This window comes from Ferrimonas sediminicola, assembly GCF_005116715.1.
Taxonomy (GTDB): domain Bacteria; phylum Pseudomonadota; class Gammaproteobacteria; order Enterobacterales; family Shewanellaceae; genus Ferrimonas; species Ferrimonas sediminicola.
In genome coordinates this window covers 101,801-120,081 of the sequence record NZ_SWCI01000002.1, presented here as the reverse complement: position 1 = coordinate 120,081, position 18,281 = coordinate 101,801, and the positions used below count along the sequence as shown (strand labels likewise).

Sequence of the window (18,281 nt, the reverse complement as noted above, 5' to 3'; positions counted from 1 at the left end):
TTTTGTCATATTCTTGGTGCAAAATGCCCCATTTTGGAATTCATCTTTACCCTGACAGGCGGATGCTTGGTCTCCTCATTACTTCCCCTCCCCGATTGGAATTTGAACAGTTAAAGCAATTGTAGCTATATATCATGGAGTTAACTGATATCCTTGCTTCGGCCGAAGACCGCTGACACGGTCTTTTTCTAGCCTTGGTCAGATGTTGACCACCACCCCCCTTATCAGCAAGGAAAGTGGTACTGAAATTGCCATTTTCCCGTTTTAAAAACTCTGTGTTCTGATATCATGCCCATTCTAACCTCAACAGCAGACAACAGAGACAATGACTCAAGACTTTGAACTGATCGCCATCGAAGGCAACATCGGCGTAGGCAAATCCACCCTGCTGCCAAAGCTGGCCCATCAGTTGACCTCACTGGATGACAAGCCATGGAAGCTGATCATTGAGGAGGTGGATACCGATCCTGAGTTTCAGCGTCTGCTGAAGGCGTTCACCAATGATCCCAGTCAACGGATCAACTTCCAGCGTTACATCACCAACAAACGCGCGCAGACCTGTCAGGACCTGGACCCGGGTTTTAACTACATCATTGAGCGCTCACTGTTTTCCGATCTGGTGTTCTGTCAGGCAAACTTGGCGGAAGCCTGTCGACCCGATGGCAAGGATCTGGACTACTACTACGACATTCAGGATAAGCTGAAGGACTATCCGCAGGTCAGTGCCGTGGTGTACCTGCAATCCGACCCCTCAGTGGCCTATGACCGGATGCTGGAGCGCGGTCGCGATGCCGAGGTCGGCACCCCACCTAGCTACATCCGGCTGATCTCCGATTGCCACAACACCTTCCTGCCTCACATCTGCGAGAAGTACAACACCCAGCTGTTGACCGTGGACTGGACCCATTTCGGCTGTCCGGAAGGCCTGGCGGAACAGGTTTTGCAGATCTGCGGTAAAAAAGACTGATGTTTAGAGTGTCTTTTCTAACACATTCAAGTTAACTGAAGGGGAAAGCCACGCCGAACCTTCCGTTGATTAACGCCGCCCTCCGGGGCGGTTTTTTTATCTCTGCCGGCTGATGGTCACCGCCAGTTGCTGTGCCTGTCCCGGTGCCAGCAGCACCCCCTGGTCGCCCAACAACGCGGTTTCGACGCACAACATCGACTCTCCCTGGCTGACCTCCATATCTCCTGGGACATGGCGCCCCGGATGCCACACCACCACAGAGTCCATGCCAACCTGGTCCAACAGCAAGCTGCGGTTCGGTGTCGCCAGCACGACCTGGGGCTCGGCCCTGGGATAGATGCGGTCCAGCGGCGGCCTGACCTGCAGGACGCCGGGGTGGATGACGCTCTGGCCGCTCAGCTTGTCGCGATAGCGGCCCCCCAGTCCGTGCACCTGGCAGCTCTGCACCTGGCCTACGTTAAAGTAGCTGTGGAGTGCGGCGGCAAAGTGCCATGGACGACGATCACAGTTGTGGCAGGTCAGGGTAAGCCCCAATTGGTGGGAGACGTGGATATCCAGCTGCAGTTCGTAGGCATAGGGCCAGTAGTCCGGCTTAACCTGATCATCAGACAGAAACAGCGAGACTATGGTGCCCTGGATCTGTTCACTGATGCCGTCGAGCTGCCAGAGATGGTTACGGGCAAAGCCGTGGGAAGGAAGCGGTTGAGGCCCGGGCCTGGCACCGAACCAGGGCCAGCAGATGGGGATGCCGCCACGGATGGGGCGGGTCTGGTCCAGGTGAGCCTTCTGGCTCAGCCACAGCCACTCCCGCTGCCCGGCGGGAATGAAGCTGAGCAACTGGGCACCGAACAGGCTAATCACCGCCCGGGCAAACCGGTTTTGAACCACCAGTACCGGCAAGCCCCCCTGAAGGGTCCCGCCAATCACGCTGTCGGTCAGTCCTTTCTGGGAAACCAGATGCAAGCCACTGTACATATTGCGCTCTTTCAGCTCCTCTGACCTTAGAGGATAGCGCCGATACCGGGCATTTGCCCTATTTCAGCCTGACAAGGCCCCCCCGGCGGCGCCGGTGAAGCGAAAAGGCGCTAACGAGTGAATGTCATTTCATCTTCCCGGCAAGGCTTGTTGTATTTTTTTTGATTTGTGACAACAAGTTAGCCCAAATCCACTCCTACACTCCAATCCCTGTCAAACACATTTGTCCCCTGAAGGAGGGAGCCCATGTCCTGGGTGTGCCCACAGTGACATGTGCTGATCGACGATGATACCTTTTCCCAATGCTGGAACTGCTGCTCCAAGCGTCAACCCGACGCCGACGCGGCGGGTCCGCTGCCCCTGTGCCAGAGCTGTGACACGTCGCTGGTGCTCTACGGGGACACCAGCATCGACCCCCTGACTCTGGTCAGCGGTCAGCCCTACTCCATAGAGCCGTTCAAGCTGTTCGCCTGCCCGACCTGCGGCAGGGTTGAGGGCTACCTGACCCGGTCGGCACTGGACCAGCTTCAATCCCGACAGCCGGGCTAACCCGGCGCCCCGGCGTCCAGCACCGCCTTCAGATCCTGAGTCAGGCTTTGTACGGTCCGGACCTGGTCGGCCAGCCTGAGGCGCTGCTCCGCCACCCTTTTCGCCACGCCCGAGGTCTCTGTGGCGGTGTGGCTGACGCTCTGGCCGGCGGCGGAGAGCTCTTCCACCGAGTGGGACTGCTGGGCGATGATGCCGGTTAACTGCACCACCTCCTCGCGACTGCTGGCAATCTGGCCGAGGATGGCACTGATGATGTCGTTGGTGTCATTCATCACAACCTGGCCCTGCTCACCCTCCCTGCGACTGAGCTCCAGGATCTCTCGAATCTCCTTGGCCGCCTGGTTGCTGCGCCCCGACAGCTCACGCACCTGCTCTGCCACCACAGCAAAGCCCCGCCCTTGCTCACCAGCCCGGGCCGCTTCGATGGCGGCATTGAGGGCCAGCAGGTTGGTCTGGTCGGCCACCTGGGTGATCAAGCTGGCTACCCCGGTAATCCGGGCATTGGCATCCAGGATCCGGCCGATGGCCTGGCTGGACGCGTCGAGGCTGTCCGAGCTTCGCCGCGCCTCCTCATTGATGCTGTCACTGTGAACCCTGAGCTCATTCACAAACTGGTCACTGCGCTGGGTTTCTTGGGAGAGCCTCTGCAATTCGGCGGCGATCTGGATGGCGGCGGTGGACTGATCGGCGCAGTTGCTGTCCAGCATCGCCACCTGTTGCTGAAGCAGCGAGGACTCCTGCTCCAGGCTGTCACTCACCCGGGCAAGCTCATCGGCGTTGAGATTGACCCGCTCCAGCACCTCAGACAGGGACTGCTCGCCGAGCCGGGCCCGCGCCAGCGCCTGTTGACTCTGTTGCTGGGCTGTGGCGGCGCGCCTCAGCGCTCGGCTTCTCTGGATGGCGGTAAACCCCTGGGCCACACCGATCACCAGCAGCGGCACCACCACCCCGGTGATCGCCTCAACCTTCATCGCCGACGGCGCCAGCTGCAGCTGCGGAAAGCGCCCGCCCGCGAGTGCATGGAGTACCATCGCCAGCGCCGCTCCGCCGGCACACAGCGACCAGGCCACCGCCATCAAAAGTTCGGCGCAGATGAAGTACGCCACCATCAACACCGGTACCCATAACCCCTGGCTGGACGCGAGGAAACCACCGGACTGGTAGATCAGGTTCAGGCAGTGCAACGACATTCCCAGGAATCCCAGGTTTAACGCCACCCGGTAAGAGGCGGTCACCCTGAGGCTGACGGCCCCGGCCAGTTCCAGGGCAATAAGCAGGCAGGAGCTGGTGACCAGGGGGACGTGGAGTTGCGCCTGCCACTTGATAAGGCTGTAGAGACCGGTGAGCAATGACAGGAGGAGAAAGAACAGTGTCGTGTCGATCTTACGCCTCTCCTCCTCGTCGACCGGGCCGGATGACGGTATGAACAGCTTGTGCCACAACTTGAACGGGTTGATCACGGGAGCCCCCCAATACACCAATAAACCATTGGGATCAGAATAATATAGGCCCCCACCCAAAAGTAGAGTAAATACTCTATTTGAGACAATGATCACAGTGGCCCACATCCCGGTGGCGCTATCCCTGGTTCAAGCCGTTGAAGGTGTCTCGAATCAGGTCGATCATCTGCCGAGTCTTCTCCGGCAGGAATGCCCGGGGGGAGTAGATTAGGCTCAACCCCACCTGTCCGGCGTCACGCCCTTCAAACAGCGGCTCCAGCAATCCCTGGGCCTGGACACGCTGAACAAACACCTTCGGCAACAGGCCGATCCCCAAGCCCTGACAGGTAAGTTGCTGAACAATGTGCAGATCGTCGGAGCGAAAGCGAAAAGTCAGATCCTGCTGAAGCGATTCGGCGATGTAGCGGCTTGCCAGCAGGGCATGCCGGGGCAACTCCCCCTTGTCCCTGGGGATGCCATGCTGCGCCAGGTAGCTAGGCGCCGCCGCCCAGCAACAGGGAAACGGCAGCAGGCTCTGTCGTACATAGTCGAGGTTGACCACCTCTGCCTCGGAGGGCAACAGCTGGATATCGATCCTCTCCCGCTGCAGATCCACGCTGCGCTGATGGTAGAACACCTCGAGAGTCACCCTGGGAAAGCGCTGCAGATACGCCTCGACCATGGCGATGAAGGTGGGCGACGAGGCCACCGCAGCCGGAACCGCCAGCCTCAGCGCCCCCTCCATCTGCATCTTGCGCTCCCTGAGACGGACCATCGCCCTGTTGGCGGTGTCCAGCTGCGACTGGGTCTGCTCATACAGCATCCGGCCATTCTCGGTCAGTTCGATATGGCGGGTGGTCCGGATCAGCAGCTGACACCCCAGGGCCGTCTCCAGCTCCTGCAGCCGCCTGCTGACCCGGGAGCGCGGCATGCCGGCCGCCTTGGCGGCGGCACTGATCCCCTGGTGCCTCACCGTCATCAGAAACAGATTTAAATCATCAAGCTGGCCCATCATTGTCTCACCTATAGGTCGCATTAGTTATATTATGCAGCCTATTTGACACCAATAACAGCGGCTATACTTCCCCTCCCCTAAATCTGCTGGAATCCCTATGCCCTCTCTCGACGTTGTCTTCAAACGCTGGACCCGACGCCTGGTCATCCTGTTTCTGCTGGTGGCGGCCTACGTCATCATAGCCGATCGTTACTCCCCTCTGACCACCGAGGGGCGCGTCCAGGGCCGGGTGGTACAGCTTGCCACCGAGGTGTCGGGTACCATCACCGCCGTTCATGTCGACAACAATGATGTGGTGTGCGGGGGCGATCTGCTGTTCACCCTGGATGATCGTCGCTTCCGGCTGGCCGTGGATCAGGCGGAGATCGCCCTGAGACAGGCTCGGGAGCAGCAGCAGGTGCTTCAGGCCAAGATCCGGGCCGCCGAGGCGCAGCTTACCCGAGCCCAGGTGGCCTACGAACACGCCAATAAGGAGTACCTGCGGGCCCGCAAGATGGCCGAAGGCCAGCTGGTGTCCCAGTCGGTGCTCGACAGCAACCAGGCCAGCCTGCTGGCCGCCAATGCCGAGCGGAACATGGCCAGCCAGCAGTTGCAAACCTACCGGGCCCAGCTGAGCGGAAACACCACCTCTGCGGTAGAGCTGGCGAAGAACGCCCTGGAGCAGGCCAGGCTCAACCTCAGCTACACCCAGATCCGGGCACCGGAAGCCGGGGTGGTATCCAATATGCAACTGGCGGTCGGCAGCTACGCCAACGCTCACCAGCCGCTGATCTCTTTCGTCCCGGAGAAGTCCCTGTGGGTCACCGCCGATTTCCGAGAGAAGGCGCTGGCGCTGGTGGACGGGGAATCCCGGGCACTGGTGGCCTATGACGCCCTCCCCGGGGAGGTGTTTCCTCTCAACCTGGGCAGTCGTGACATGGGCGTCGCCCAGGCACAACAGACCGCCAACGGCACCCTGTCCAGCATCCAGGTGAGCAATCGCTGGGTTCGTGACTCCCAGCGGGTCAGGGTCAATCTGGACCCAGATGGTCGCCTGCCACAGCAGCTGTTTATTGGTTCGCGCGCGTCAGTGGTGCTCTATCCCGCCGACACCCCCTGGTGGCATACCCTGGCCAGGCTGGAGATCGCCGTCATCAGCCTGCTGCACTACATCTACTGATGAGCGGAATGATGCTCAGGCGGCTGTGGTTGGGGTGTACCCTCGCCTTCGCCGTAGCCACACTGATGAACTGGAAGTATGGAGCGATGTTCGCGCCGTTGTTGGTGCTGGTGCTGCTCTCCCGGCTGCAGCGATGGAACGGCGCCACGGTGGGACGGATGTTGCTGGCCATTGCCACCATCTGCCTGGTCGGCAATCTGATCATCGGCTTTTTGCAGCCCTACCCACCGCTGATGTTTGCCGCCGTCGCCCTGTGGATGGCGATGAACTGCATCGCCATGACCCATCCGGCCACTTACATGATGGGGTATGCCGGCATGGCGGTCGGGTCAATGTTCCTGAATGTGGGCAGTTTTGGCGGCTTCGATTTGGTGGACTTCACCCTGGATCTGTTGATGGCCGCCCTGCTGGCCAGCCTGGTAACGGCGCTGATGTTCCTGGCCTTTCCCAGTCCGTCCTCCCCCCCGGTTCAGCCCGCCGCCCAGCCGGATCCCCGGGAGCTGACCCGGAACCTGAAGATCTGCTGGACCCTGGTGATGCTGATCTTCACCGCCTTCCAGGCGCTCGATCTGGCGGACAGCATGGCCGCCCAGGGCGCCGCCATCCTGGTGGTCGCCCCGATGAACTTCAGCGGCAGCCTGCTGGCCGCCCGGATGCGCATCATCGGCACCATCCTCGGGTGCAGCGCCGCCATCGCGTTGCAGCTGCTGCTCTACACCTGGATGGACAACCTGATCCTCTATCTGCTCGGCTTCACCCTCGCCTTTGGCCTGTTTGCCTACTGGGTCTGCCAGGGCGGTGAGCACGGCGGCATCGGCTTCGCCGCTGCCTCGGCCCTGGTGGTGCTGCTTTGCGGCGTGGTGCCCGGACAGGCGGATCTGTTTTTCTCCAGCCTGTACCGATTCAGCTCCATCCTGATCACGGTGACGATGACCACCCTGATGTTGATGATGTTCCATCGTTGGCAGCCCGCACGATGACCGCATAACTATTCACCCGCCTTTTTGCCGGCGGTCACTCCCCTCCTACGACCGCCAGCCTTTTTTCAACTAATGCTCGCCAGCGTCTCTCCCGCACAGATGAAAAGGCTGCAAACTGGCGATAATTACTGCAACCGAACGCATATTTATGCTTTGGGCTCGCATTTGTATTGACCCTCAAACCTGGTCTGCCCTATAGTCGGCCTCAGCCCCGTTTCGAACCCAACGATAGAGACCAGATTATGAAGAAACTCATTGCTGTACTGAGCCTCTCCCTGCTCACCCTGACCGGGTGCGGCAAAAAAGAGAACGTCCTGGTGGTCGGCACCAACGCCGCCTTCCCCCCCTTTGAGTACATGGGAGGCCCCAACGGTGACGAGGCCAAGGGATTCGACATCGACATCGCTCGCCAGATCGCCGAAGACGCAGGAAAAACCCTCAAAGTGGAGAACATGAAGTTTGACTCGCTGATCGTGGCGCTCAATGCCGGCAAGATCGACATGATTGCCGCCGGCATGACCATCACCCCGGAGCGTCAGAAAGCGGTAAGCTTCTCCCAGCCCTACTACGAAGCGACCCAGGTGGTGCTGACCCAACAGGGCAAGGCGCCAACCAGCCCCGAGGATCTCAAGGACAAGATCATCGCCGTACAGCTGGGCTCTACCGGCGACATCATGGCCAAGGAGTACAGCCATAACGTGGTGGCGTTCAACACCGGCTTCGAAGCGATCATGGAGCTGAAAAACGGCAAGGTGGATCTGGTGCTGTTCGACAGCGAACCCGCCGCCAATCACATGAAGAAGAACCCGGACCTGCAGCTGACCACACTGGCCTTCGAGCCTGAATACTACGGCCTGGCGATCTCCAAGGAGAACGCTGAACTGCTCAAGCAGACCAACGCCACCCTGGACAAGATGAAGTCCAATGGCCAGTACGACGCCCTCATCTCCCAGTACATGAAGTAACCCCATGCAGGCGATCATCGACTCTCTCTTTACCCCCATCGGCCAGGATGGAATGGTGGGCATCCTGCTGATCTGGAGCGGCCTCAAGGTCACCCTGGCGGTGACCCTGCTGGCCACCCTGCTGGGCTCGGTGCTGGGGATCTGCACCACCCTGATGAAGATGTCCAGCCACTGGTACCTGCGCTGGCCGGCCAACCTCTATGTGTCGGTTATCCGCGGCACTCCGGTAGTGGTCCAACTGGTGATCCTCTACTTCATCGTGCTGGCCTCCCTGGACGTGGACAAGATCACCGCCGCGGTGATCGCCTTCGGCATCAACAGCGGCGCCTACATCTCGGAGATCATCCGCGCCGGCATCCAGGCGGTGGACAAGGGCCAGATGGAAGCGGCCCGCTCCCTGGGTCTGTCCCGGGGTCAGGCGATGAAAGAGGTGATTCTGCCCCAGGCGGTGAAGAACATCCTGCCAGCCCTGGGCAACGAGTTCATCGTGCTGCTCAAGGAGACCGCGGTGATCGGCTTTATCGGTGGCGTCGACCTGATGCGTGCCGGGGAGATCATCCGCAGCCGCACCTTCGAGGACGTGGTGCCCCTGTTTACCTGCGCCATCATCTACCTGATGTTGACCTACAGCTTCACCCTGATGCTGTCCCAATTCGAGAAGAGGCTGAAACAGAGTGATTAAGGTAAGCAATCTGCACAAACAGTTCGGCGACGTTGAAGTGCTCAAGGGGATCGATGAAACCATCGCCCCCGGCGAGGTAGTCAGCGTCATCGGCCCCAGCGGCAGCGGCAAAAGCACCTTCCTGCGCTGTCTCAACCTGCTGGAGATCCCCACCCAGGGTGAGATCCTCATCGAGGGAGAGTCCATTACCGCCCCAGGCGCCTGCGTGGACCAGCTGCGGCGCAAGGTGGGCATGGTGTTCCAGAACTTCAACCTGTTCCCCCACAAGACGGTGATGCAGAACATCACCCTGGCGCCGGTAAAACTGGGCCTGATGACCCTGACGGAAGCCGAGGCCAAGGCGCTGTCACTGCTGGATCAGGTGGGTCTGGTCGAAAAGGCCCAGGCCTACCCCTCCAGCCTCTCCGGCGGCCAGAAGCAGCGGGTGGCCATCGCCCGCGCCCTGGCGATGCAGCCGGACCTGATGCTGTTTGATGAGCCCACCTCTGCCCTGGACCCGGAGATGGTCGGCGATGTATTGGACGTGATGAAGGCGCTGGCCGACGACGGCATGACCATGGTGATAGTTACCCACGAGATGGGCTTCGCCCGGGAGGTCTCCGACCGGGTGCTGTTTATTGACGGCGGCGAAGTGGTGGAGAGCGGACCGCCACAGCAGATCTTCGATGCGCCCCAGCACCGACGGACCCAGTCCTTCCTCTCCAAGGTGCTGAGATAGACAAAAGCCCCCAGATTTGGGGGCTTTTTTACATTCAACTGAACTAGCGCATTGTGGATTCAATCGGTGAGCACAACACTCTATGGAAGTGGAGGCTATTCAATACCCCTATTCAACTTCGCTAGTTCATCATTGAACTTAGTCAATTCTGGGGCACTTTTCTCATAGCGCTCAATGGTTGGCCAAAGGATGTCGATAATCGCCAAGTTGACGTCATAGTCATCTGTCAACTGATCCATCAGGATCAGTGCCTTTTCGTGCTCCTCTGGAGTCCGGATTTCACAGATAAAAGGAAACTGCTCTATGGCTGATTCTAATGTTGTGATGCTTTCAGTGTTCATGTGCTTCACCACTTGATCCTGATCTCGTAATTTACGGAAGCGAGTTGGCTCTCTTGTTGAATGTTAGTCCTAGATGATATCAGAGTCATCGAGAACCAAGGTAACCAGTCGAAGGGACCGGTAGCTGCCAGGCTCCCATCTCCAGCCGTTGCACTGCATGATGGCAGGTGTGTAGGCAAGCGACAGAGTGCGCGCGTTTGGACCGTCTACTATCTGAGTACCTTTGGTCCTATTGGCTGTCTGTACTCGACGAGCTCAGGGTTGCGGTCAAGCATGCTGAGCAACATGCGGGCAAGACCTTAGGGACGACGCCTACCGCCACATTCCGGTCATTGAAGCCTTCAATTACTCTGAATTCTTAAACCTTACCGACGAAGCACCGCGATCCATCGTCCCAAGTTTAGCAAGCTGGTCAGCGAGGCAGCGACATAAGTCAGAGCCGCCGCCTTGAGAATTTTCTCCGCATGCTTCAGGTCACCGTCGTGCAGGTACTCGCCTTTCTCCAGGAGCGGCAGCGCCTTGCCATAACTGGCATCGAACTCAACTGGAAGGGTAATCAGGTGCACCAAGGTACTTAGTGCCATCGAAACAATGCCAATCACTATCGTTAATGCTCCTGCTTGTGGAAGGCGGGTTAGTAGTAGGATAAGCGGAGCCGCCACTAGCATAATGCCAGCAAGGCGCTCGCCGACCATTGCTGCCTTAACGAGGTTCTGCCGCGCCAGGAACAACGACTCGCCCCGTGAATCCTGAATAGCATGCCCCACCTCATGGGCGGCAACAGTCACTGCGGTCAAGGAGTATCCTGAGTAGTTTTTCGGCGTCAGACGCACAGCCTTAGCAGTCGGATCATAATGATCACCGTCAGAGGTCTCCTCTACCTGGACATCGCCCAGGCCGTAGCTGTCGAGCAGGTGGCGCGCGAGTTCGCCACCACTTCCCTGTTTGCGGTAACGATCTGCCGGCTGTGCGTACTTTTCCATCACATGTTTGACCCACATACCCGGCAAGAAGACGCATAATGTGATGATGAGTAAGATGATGATCCAGACCATTTAAATCGCTATGTAATGAGTATTTATGCGGCTACCGATCATTATACGCATAGAAATGAGCAGCAGATGCTTGCCGACGACTGTCTGCTTCAGAAGTTGGCGAAAATAGGAAACGACTTTAACAGAGCCTAACTGGACACCCACCTTTGCATCCGTGGGGTATCCATCTCGAGAAGCCCCCAGCACTGTCCAACTGCTTGCTATCCGTCTCAGCTTTGCGGGGACGTCACAAGCAACGAGAACCAAAGCTCTTAGGCTGGGTGTCCAGTTAACTTCACCCTGCATCATCCGGAGAATTGGCTAAGTCACGGTCTTTAGTGATGTCTATACAAGCCGCCTAAGGTGATCCTTGGGCGCTATATCTTAGCAACCATTACTTTTGGGAATGTCTGTTAACGCCACATTATAGTCACTCAACTTCCTCAGGATAACTGAAGGTTTTAAGCCATGATCAGTGAGACTTACACCCAGGGTTACGAATATTCGCCACTAACACTGAGATGATTGCCGGATTGTCTTCGAACCGCTGGGTTTCTTGAGTTCAAAACGAACACTCAGGGCTTGCCTGTAGGCTCTCTATATTGTTTTCGCCGAACTCAAACTGCGTCGACGGGATGAAGGAGAATACGCGATGAGCAATATCCAACTGTCGGAATTTTCGGCCTTTGTTGGTATCGATTGGGCGGATAAGAAGCACGATGTTTGTGTCCAAATAGGCAATGACAACGAGCGTAGTGAGCCCCTGCGGTCACTGCGCAAAGGGAGCCGAAGAGGATGTCAAACAACGGGTAGTTCACCTTCGCGCTCTGGCGGTCGTCCCGAATGATGCTGAAGTGCTGTTTGATAGTCTCGATATCCATGCTTATGCCCCGAAAAAGAGAGCATAAGATCACAGAGCGGCCAGCCGGTCAATCACACATAGAAATTGGATAAGAAACGTTCATGATCTTGCCCTGCTCCTGGGGCATAGCAAGTTGGAAAACACCATCCGACACTTCGGAGTATTGCTGACATAGTAACTATCCCCGTAGCACGCAATATCGCGAGTTGCGGGATTACTCAGAGGTTTATATGAAAACGCCACGCGAACAGAAAACAACCACCCGTGAGGCCCCTGCGGCTGACGACTCGAGGGTATTTAGCCATAAAGGTCAACCGGCCAGAAAAGGAAGCAAGGTTGCCGAAGAGCATGGGCCTCAGCAGGAGCCAGCACCAAGGTCATCGGCACAGACTGCGCCTGACAGGGATGAACGAGAAGGTAAGTGAAAGCCCTTGGTCAGCGCCGCCGCTTGCTCATATGACAGTGGCGGCCACCGGGCGAGCCCCAAAGGGATGGCTTGCAGATTTACACAGATTGCCCACCCACCAACCCATACAGAGGCATCTGGAGCCCTGACCATTGCACTACCAAGCCGTTAATTACCCGTCGTTAGATTGTTAGGGTGCCAGGGCAATAATCGGTCTGTTTCTTTTTTAACCACGGCGTAACACTCGCAGCAAAGTGCTTCAAGGCGCGGGCGGTCTAGCACGCTAATGTGTCCGCGATGATATTCGATCACGCCGAGTTTCTGTAACTTGCCCGCAGCGTCGGTCACCCCTTCGCGTCGAACGCCGAGCATATTGGCGATCAGCTCCTGAGTCATAACCAACTGATTACCCGGCAGTCGGTCCAGGGACAACAGCAGCCAGCGGCACAGTTGCTGATCGATGCTGTGGTGCCGATTGCACACCGCGGTCTGGGCCATCTGGGTGATCAACGACTGGGTGTAGCGTAGCAGCAACAGCAATAGCTCCCCGTGGCGGTCAAACTCCGCCTTGAGACGCGATGCTGAGAGTTTCAGGGCGGATCCGGCACTTTGCACCAAGGCGCGACTGGGGGTGCTTTCACCGCCCATAAACAAGCTCACTCCAATCAAGCCCTCATGACCCACCACCGCAATTTCGGCAGACGCGCCATTTTCCATCACATTAAGCAACGAAATGATGGCGTCAGTCGGAAAAAAAACCTGATGTTGAATCTCTCCCGACTCGTACAAGACTTTACCGAGCGGCAGCGTAACCGGCTTAAGGTAGGGAAACAGACGCTGCTGAACTTCACAGGGCAGCGACGCCAACAAATGGTTCTGTTGTGGAGAAGGAGACATTTTTCACTCCAGAGCATCGTTCGAAAGCCATCATCGGCTACAAATAACAGCTTATCAGTCAAGTACAGGTGTTTATCGGTCATCTGGCAAGCCTATTGAGCACGTCTTCTTATTAGCGCTTTATGTTTGTTAGCGCACCGACACCCCCAAGGGCGGCTTATATCCTAAGTCTTTAACGGCCTAAATCCTTTCGAATTATCAACAGGCCTCGGCTCAACCCGAAAGTGAAAAGGCTCGGGCGGATAAAGATGGCCCCTCTCTTGTTGTTCGGGGGCTTTCGTGCGAGTGATCAGGCGTCAGAAGAGGAGTATAGGATGTCAAACCAAAGCAGCAACAGTGATCAGAAAGATCCCTGGAGTGGCAGCAAGAAACCGGCGATTGGCCTGGATCGAATCCTCGCTGATGGGTTGGCTCGCTGCGGGTGTCACCTCCCAGGCGGTAGCCGTACTGGCATCATCATGCTGGTGGTGTTGGTGTTTTCCGGGCTGGGAATGTGGACCGCCTACTACACCGTGCCGAGCGATTCGGTGGCGGTGGTGCAACGCTTCGGCAAATACCTCTACGAAGTACCGCCGGGGCTGCATTTCAAGCTGCCGCTGGGGATGGATATCGCCACCATCGTGCCGGTCAAGCGGCAGTTGAAGCAGGAGTTCGGCTTTGCCACCCCCGGCGCCAACGATCCCTACCAAAGCCCCCGCTCCCGCGATAAGAAGCGCGAAACGCAAATGGTCACCGGCGACCTCAACGCCGCGCTGGTGGAGTGGGTGGTGCAGTACCGCATCGCCGATCCGGTTAAGTTTTTGTTTGAGGTGCGCGAGCCCGCCGAAACCCTGCGCTACGTGTCTGAATCGGTGATGCGCGAGGTGGTGGGCGACCGAACCGTCGATGAGGTGATCACTGTGGGGCGTCAGGACATTGAGATCGAAGCTCTGGACAAGATGCAGCGGCTCTCCAGCAAATACGTGATGGGGATCAGCATCGACCAGGTGCAACTGAAGAACATCAACCCACCGCTGCCGGTGCAGGACTCGTTCAACGAGGTCAATCAGGCACAGCAGGAAAAAGAGAAGCTGATCAACGAGGCGCGGCGTGACTACAACAAGGTGATCCCACTGGCCCAGGGTGAGAAAGATCAGCGCATTCGCGAGGCCGATGGCTACCGTCTCAAGCGGATCAACGAAGCCGAAGGCGATGCGGCACGCTTCAGTGCACTGCTGGCCGAGTATCGCAAGGCACCGGAGGTGACCCGTCGACGCATCTATATCGAGACCCTGCAGGCAGTATTGCCCGACATCCAGGCCAAGGTGATCGTCGACCAGCAGGCGGGCGGGATTTTGCCTTTGCTTAACCTGGGAACTGCCAACTTGGGAACGCCCCGCGGAGGTCAGCCATGAACCGGATAATATCGACCACCAGCCTGCTGCTGACGGCGCTGGTGGGGTACCTGCTGTACAGCTCGGTCTACATCGTCAGTGAAGTCGAGCAGGTGATTATCACCCAGTTCGGCAAGCCGGTGGGGGAGCCCGTCACCGAGGCCGGTCTAAAGCTGAAACTGCCGTTTATTCAGGTGGTCAACGCTATCGACAAGCGGGTGCTCGAATGGGACGGCAATCCCTCGGACATGCCCACCAAGGACAAGCTCTATATCTCCGTGGATCTGTTTGCCCGTTGGCGCATCACCGATCCGCTGCAGTATTTTCTGCGACTGCGCGACGAGCGCAGCGCCCAGTCGCGACTGGACGACATCCTCGGCAGCGAGACCCGAAACGCGGTGGCCAAGCACGAGTTGATCGAGATTATCCGCACCACCAAGGATAGGGTGCCGCAGCGTGATGCGTTACTGAGCGGCGGGGAGCGCGCGCAGGATACCAGCACCTGGGTGGCGATCCAAAAGGGCCGCAAGCAGGTGGAAGCCGAGATATTCGCGGCGGCGGCCGACAAGGTGCGGGTGTTCGGCATCGAGCTGCTCGATATCCGCTTCAAGCGGATCAATTACAACGAAAGCGTGCGCCCCAAGATCTACGACCGGATGATCAGCGAACGGCGCCAGATCGCCGAGCGATTTCTATCCGAGGGCAACGGTGAGGCGGCACGTATCCGCGGCGACCGGGTGCGAGACCTGAACAAGATCCAGTCCGAAGCCTACCGCCAGGTGGAGGAGATACGCGGCCTGGCCGACGCCAAGGCCACCGAAATCTACGCCCGCGCTTATAACCAGAGCCCAGAATCCGTGGCCTTCTACGAGTTCACCCGCAGCCTGCAGGCTTATCAAGCCGTGATCGGACAAAATACCACCTTGGTGCTATCCACCGACAGCGAGCTGTTCAAATACCTGCAGGGCATAACGCCGGAAGGCCCTGGGGCCGCGGAGAACGCGCAGGTCGCGCTGCCGTGATCGCCGACGATCTCAGGAGTGTGATGGCAGTCATCGACCGTACCGCCAAACCACCACCGGAGAGCACATCATGACTCAAGCTGCGGACCAACCCGCCCTGTTCCAACGCCCCCTGCAGGTGGGTAGCGAGACCTACCACTACTACGCACTGCCCGCCGCCTATGCGGCCTACGCCGAATGCGGCGACCTGTCGCGGCTGCCCTTTGCCTTGAAGGTCGTGCTGGAAAACCTGCTGCGCCACGGGCAGGGCGGGCAGACCACCCGGGCCTCGATCGAGGCGCTGGGCGACTGGCTTAAAAAAGGCGAGTCGACCGAGGAGATCGGCTTTATGCCGGCGCGCATTCTGATGCAGGACTTTACTGGGGTGCCGGCGCTGGTGGACCTGGCAGCGATGCGCGACGCCATGGCCGAGGCCGGCGGCGATCCGGGGCGGATCAGCCCGCAGATTCCGGTGGACCTGGTGATCGACCACTCGGTCACCGTGGATCGCGCCGGCGACGCGGGCGCCTTTGATGAGAACGTACGCCAGGAGATGCAGCGCAACCACGAGCGCTACACTTTTCTGCGCTGGGGGCAGGCCGCGTTCGAAAACGTCCGCGTGGTGCCCCCCGGCACAGGCATCTGCCACCAGGTCAACTTGGAGTACCTCGGGCGGGTGGTGTGGACGCGGGCGCTAGAAAATGGCGCGCAGCTGGCCTACCCCGACACGCTGGTGGGGATGGATAGCCATACCACCATGATCAACGGGCTCGGCATCCTGGGCTGGGGCGTGGGCGGCATCGAGGCGGAGGCGGCCATGCTCGGCCAGCCGATCAGCCTGCAACTGCCGCGGGTGGTCGGGGTCGAGCTGAGCGGTCGTCTGCCGCCGGGTAGTACCGCCACCGACCTGGTGCTGCGGGTGACCGAGCTGCTGCGGCAGCAGGGCGTGGTCGGCTGCTTCGTCGAATTTTTCGGCAGCGGCCTGGTCAGTCTGAGCCTGCCCGATCGCGCCACCCTCGCCAACATGGCGCCGGAATACGGCGCCACCTGTGGGCTCTTCCCCATCGACGCCGAAACCCTGCGTTACCTGACGCTGACCGGGCGCGACCCGCAGCAGGTCGCCCTGGTGGAAGCCTACGCCCGCGCCCAGGGGCTCTGGCACGATGAAAAGTCGCCGCCCGCCACCTACAGCGTGACGCTGCCGCTGGCGCTGGCTGATATCACCCCCTGCGTCGCCGGACCGCGCCGTCCTCAGGATCGGGTCGCGCTGCCGGATGTGGCTGCCGCCTTCCAGCAGTTTGCCCAGGCTCAAGGTAAAGCGCAGGGTCAGGCGCAGGGACACCCGCTTGAGGATCCACCGCGCCCGGGTTCTGCGCGATCCTATCCCCTACTCGGTAAACCCTATGTGTTGCAGGAGGGGGCGGTGGTGATTGCGGCGATCACCAGCTGCACCAATACCTCCAACCCCGCGGTGATGATGGCCGCCGGCTTGCTGGCCCGCAACGCCCGTCGGCGCGGCCTGCGGGTCTCCCCCTGGGTCAAGACCTCCCTCGCGCCCGGTTCCAAGGTGGTGACCGACTATCTGCAGGCGGCTGGCTTGCAGGCGGAGCTGGATCAGCTCGGCTTCAACCTGGTGGGTTACGGCTGCACCACCTGCATCGGCAACTCCGGTCCTTTGGACCCCGCCATCGCCGGCACCATCAGCCAGCAGCGGCTCAACGTTTGCGCGGTGCTGTCCGGCAACCGCAACTTCGAGGGGCGGATTCACCCGCAGGTCACTGCCAGTTTTCTCTGCTCACCGCCGTTGGTGGTGGCCTACGCCCTGGCCGGCCGGGTCGATCTGGATCTGTCCAGCGATCCGCTGGGTCAGGATTCTAGTGGCCAGCCGGTGTACCTGGGCGACCTTTGGCCGGATGCCAAGGAGGTCAACGCCACCGTCACCGCCCATGTCCACCAAGCGCAGTTTCAGCAACGCTACGCCGACGTATTCACCGGCACCCGTCACTGGCAGCAACTGGCGATCAGCGACAGCCAGCGCTATCCTTGGGACAGCAACAGCACCTACGTGCGCCATCCCAGCTATTTTGACGGCCTGCAACCGACGCCACCCGCCGTCGACGATATCGCCGAGGCGCGGATCCTGGCCCTGCTCGGCGACAGCGTCACCACCGACCATATCTCCCCGGCCGGTAGCATCGCCGAGGACAGCCCCGCCGGTGCCTACCTGCAGAGCCGCGGTGTCGAGCCGGCGGCGTTCAACTCTTACGGCAGTCGCCGTGGCAACCACGAAGTGATGATGCGCGGCACCTTCGCCAATCCACGGCTGCAGAATCGGATGACGCCGCAGCAGCGCGGCGGGGTGACGCGGCTGGTGCCCTCTCAGGAGGTGGTCAGCATATTTGCCGCGGCCCAGCATTTTCACCAGTTGGGAACCCCGTTGGTGGTTTTTGCCGGGGCGGAATACGGCACCGGCTCCTCCCGTGACTGGGCCGCCAAGGGACCGTGCCTGCTCGGCGTACGCGCGGTAATTGCCGAGAGTTTTGAGCGGATTCACCGCTCCAATTTGATCGGCATGGGCATTCTGCCCCTGCAACTGGAACAGGGGACCGTTCTCGCCGCGCTGAAACTTACCGGTCACGAGTGCATCAGTATCGCAGGCTTGGCGCAGCTAACCCCGGGAAGCGACGTCAGCGTACAGATTCTGTCGGAGAACACCTCCCCCCGGACCGTCACCACCCGCTGCCGGATCGATACCCAAGATGAGCTGCTATTCTTCCACCACGGAGGCATTCTGCAATGCCGGTTACGTGAACTGATCGCCAGTCCATCGTCAAAGCGATGATCGATGCGTGAGGGTTTCAGGCGGTGTCCTGGGGCCCAAGCGCACCACGAACCTCTATTTAGTACAGCAGGTAGCT

17 protein-coding genes are annotated in these 18,281 nt (G+C 59.4%); 10 read left to right on the top strand and 7 right to left on the bottom strand.

The window, feature by feature from the left end:
• Positions 1 to 325: 325 nt before the first annotated feature.
• Positions 326 to 967: a deoxynucleoside kinase gene (locus tag FCL40_RS03945; RefSeq protein WP_136851592.1), complete on the top strand. Its 642-nt coding sequence runs from the start codon at positions 326 to 328 to the stop codon at positions 965 to 967.
• A gap of 96 nt (positions 968 to 1,063) precedes the next feature.
• Here FCL40_RS03945 and FCL40_RS03940 read toward each other — a convergent pair whose 3' ends face one another.
• Complete coding sequence (locus tag FCL40_RS03940) at positions 1,064 to 1,942, bottom strand: D-hexose-6-phosphate mutarotase (protein ID WP_136851590.1); 879 nt, start codon at positions 1,940 to 1,942, stop codon at positions 1,064 to 1,066.
• 273 nt (positions 1,943 to 2,215) lie between these two features.
• On the opposite strand from FCL40_RS03940, the gene FCL40_RS03935 reads away from it, so the two are divergent.
• Complete coding sequence (locus FCL40_RS03935; RefSeq protein ID WP_136851588.1) at positions 2,216 to 2,491, top strand: hypothetical protein; 276 nt, start codon at positions 2,216 to 2,218, stop codon at positions 2,489 to 2,491.
• Here FCL40_RS03935 and FCL40_RS03930 read toward each other — a convergent pair.
• Together FCL40_RS03930 and FCL40_RS03925 are read right to left on the bottom strand one after the other, a co-directional pair.
• The gene (locus FCL40_RS03930; RefSeq protein ID WP_169306996.1) at positions 2,488 to 3,951 is read right to left on the bottom strand and encodes a methyl-accepting chemotaxis protein; all 1,464 of its coding nucleotides are present in this window, start codon (positions 3,949 to 3,951) and stop codon (positions 2,488 to 2,490) included. The two genes, FCL40_RS03935 and FCL40_RS03930, sit on opposite strands and share 4 nt — an antisense overlap.
• A 118-nt stretch (positions 3,952 to 4,069) precedes the next feature.
• Complete coding sequence (locus FCL40_RS03925) at positions 4,070 to 4,945, bottom strand: LysR family transcriptional regulator (RefSeq protein ID WP_205729080.1); 876 nt, start codon at positions 4,943 to 4,945, stop codon at positions 4,070 to 4,072.
• Between the two features lie 97 nt (positions 4,946 to 5,042).
• On the opposite strand from FCL40_RS03925, the gene FCL40_RS03920 reads away from it, so the two are divergent.
• From FCL40_RS03920 to FCL40_RS03900, 5 genes are all read left to right on the top strand, one after another.
• Positions 5,043 to 6,104, top strand: a complete 1,062-nt coding sequence (locus tag FCL40_RS03920; RefSeq protein WP_136851585.1) for an HlyD family secretion protein — start codon at positions 5,043 to 5,045, stop codon at positions 6,102 to 6,104.
• 11 nt (positions 6,105 to 6,115) lie between these two features.
• Entirely contained in the window at positions 6,116 to 7,084 is a 969-nt protein-coding gene (locus FCL40_RS03915) for a DUF2955 domain-containing protein (RefSeq protein ID WP_169306995.1), read from the top strand.
• Between the two features lie 242 nt (positions 7,085 to 7,326).
• The gene (locus FCL40_RS03910; RefSeq protein WP_136851581.1) at positions 7,327 to 8,049 is read left to right on the top strand and encodes a basic amino acid ABC transporter substrate-binding protein; all 723 of its coding nucleotides are present in this window, start codon (positions 7,327 to 7,329) and stop codon (positions 8,047 to 8,049) included.
• 4 nt (positions 8,050 to 8,053) lie between these two features.
• Entirely contained in the window at positions 8,054 to 8,731 is a 678-nt protein-coding gene (locus FCL40_RS03905; RefSeq protein WP_136851579.1) for an amino acid ABC transporter permease, read from the top strand.
• A complete protein-coding gene (locus FCL40_RS03900) occupies positions 8,724 to 9,449 on the top strand; it encodes an amino acid ABC transporter ATP-binding protein (protein ID WP_136851577.1) in 726 nt (241 codons plus the stop codon). The genes FCL40_RS03905 and FCL40_RS03900 overlap by 8 nt, the downstream gene beginning before the upstream one ends.
• A gap of 95 nt (positions 9,450 to 9,544) precedes the next feature.
• Here FCL40_RS03900 and FCL40_RS03895 read toward each other — a convergent pair whose 3' ends face one another.
• From FCL40_RS03895 to FCL40_RS03880, 4 genes are all read right to left on the bottom strand, one after another.
• Complete coding sequence (locus tag FCL40_RS03895) at positions 9,545 to 9,799, bottom strand: hypothetical protein (RefSeq protein ID WP_136851575.1); 255 nt, start codon at positions 9,797 to 9,799, stop codon at positions 9,545 to 9,547.
• Between the two features lie 356 nt (positions 9,800 to 10,155).
• Positions 10,156 to 10,845: a zinc metallopeptidase gene (locus tag FCL40_RS03890; RefSeq protein WP_136851573.1), complete on the bottom strand. Its 690-nt coding sequence runs from the start codon at positions 10,843 to 10,845 to the stop codon at positions 10,156 to 10,158.
• 596 nt (positions 10,846 to 11,441) lie between these two features.
• Positions 11,442 to 11,705, bottom strand: a complete 264-nt coding sequence (locus FCL40_RS18810; protein ID WP_267873497.1) for a transposase family protein — start codon at positions 11,703 to 11,705, stop codon at positions 11,442 to 11,444.
• Positions 11,706 to 12,260: 555 nt separating this feature from the next.
• Positions 12,261 to 12,989 carry a Crp/Fnr family transcriptional regulator gene (locus FCL40_RS03880; protein ID WP_136851571.1) on the bottom strand — a complete coding sequence of 243 codons (729 nt, stop codon included), beginning with the start codon at positions 12,987 to 12,989 and terminating at the stop codon, positions 12,261 to 12,263.
• Between the two features lie 314 nt (positions 12,990 to 13,303).
• On the opposite strand from FCL40_RS03880, the gene hflK reads away from it, so the two are divergent.
• From hflK to acnA, 3 genes are all read left to right on the top strand, one after another.
• Entirely contained in the window at positions 13,304 to 14,383 is a 1,080-nt protein-coding gene (gene hflK, locus FCL40_RS03875; protein WP_136851569.1) for an FtsH protease activity modulator HflK, read from the top strand.
• The gene (gene hflC / locus FCL40_RS03870) at positions 14,380 to 15,384 is read left to right on the top strand and encodes a protease modulator HflC (RefSeq protein WP_136851567.1); all 1,005 of its coding nucleotides are present in this window, start codon (positions 14,380 to 14,382) and stop codon (positions 15,382 to 15,384) included. Before hflK ends, hflC begins: the two co-directional genes overlap by 4 nt.
• A 70-nt stretch (positions 15,385 to 15,454) precedes the next feature.
• Positions 15,455 to 18,205, top strand: a complete 2,751-nt coding sequence (gene acnA / locus FCL40_RS03865; protein WP_136851565.1) for an aconitate hydratase AcnA — start codon at positions 15,455 to 15,457, stop codon at positions 18,203 to 18,205.
• The last annotated feature ends 76 nt before the right edge of the window (positions 18,206 to 18,281 follow it).

What these genes read in the sequence shown, in the direction of transcription:
- FCL40_RS03945 (WP_136851592.1), top strand. Translation starts at nt 326, where the DNA reads ATGACTCAAGACTTTGAACTGATCGCCATCGAAGGCAACATCGGCGTA.
- FCL40_RS03940 (WP_136851590.1), bottom strand. Translation starts at nt 1,942, where the DNA reads ATGTACAGTGGCTTGCATCTGGTTTCCCAGAAAGGACTGACCGACAGC.
- FCL40_RS03925 (WP_205729080.1), bottom strand. Translation starts at nt 4,945, where the DNA reads ATGATGGGCCAGCTTGATGATTTAAATCTGTTTCTGATGACGGTGAGG.
- FCL40_RS03920 (WP_136851585.1), top strand. Translation starts at nt 5,043, where the DNA reads ATGCCCTCTCTCGACGTTGTCTTCAAACGCTGGACCCGACGCCTGGTC.
- FCL40_RS03915 (WP_169306995.1), top strand. Translation starts at nt 6,116, where the DNA reads ATGCTCAGGCGGCTGTGGTTGGGGTGTACCCTCGCCTTCGCCGTAGCC.
- FCL40_RS03910 (WP_136851581.1), top strand. Translation starts at nt 7,327, where the DNA reads ATGAAGAAACTCATTGCTGTACTGAGCCTCTCCCTGCTCACCCTGACC.
- FCL40_RS03905 (WP_136851579.1), top strand. Translation starts at nt 8,054, where the DNA reads ATGCAGGCGATCATCGACTCTCTCTTTACCCCCATCGGCCAGGATGGA.
- FCL40_RS03890 (WP_136851573.1), bottom strand. Translation starts at nt 10,845, where the DNA reads ATGGTCTGGATCATCATCTTACTCATCATCACATTATGCGTCTTCTTG.
- FCL40_RS18810 (WP_267873497.1), bottom strand. Translation starts at nt 11,705, where the DNA reads ATGGATATCGAGACTATCAAACAGCACTTCAGCATCATTCGGGACGAC.
- FCL40_RS03880 (WP_136851571.1), bottom strand. Translation starts at nt 12,989, where the DNA reads ATGTCTCCTTCTCCACAACAGAACCATTTGTTGGCGTCGCTGCCCTGT.
- hflK (WP_136851569.1), top strand. Translation starts at nt 13,304, where the DNA reads ATGTCAAACCAAAGCAGCAACAGTGATCAGAAAGATCCCTGGAGTGGC.
- hflC (WP_136851567.1), top strand. Translation starts at nt 14,380, where the DNA reads ATGAACCGGATAATATCGACCACCAGCCTGCTGCTGACGGCGCTGGTG.
- acnA (WP_136851565.1), top strand. Translation starts at nt 15,455, where the DNA reads ATGACTCAAGCTGCGGACCAACCCGCCCTGTTCCAACGCCCCCTGCAG.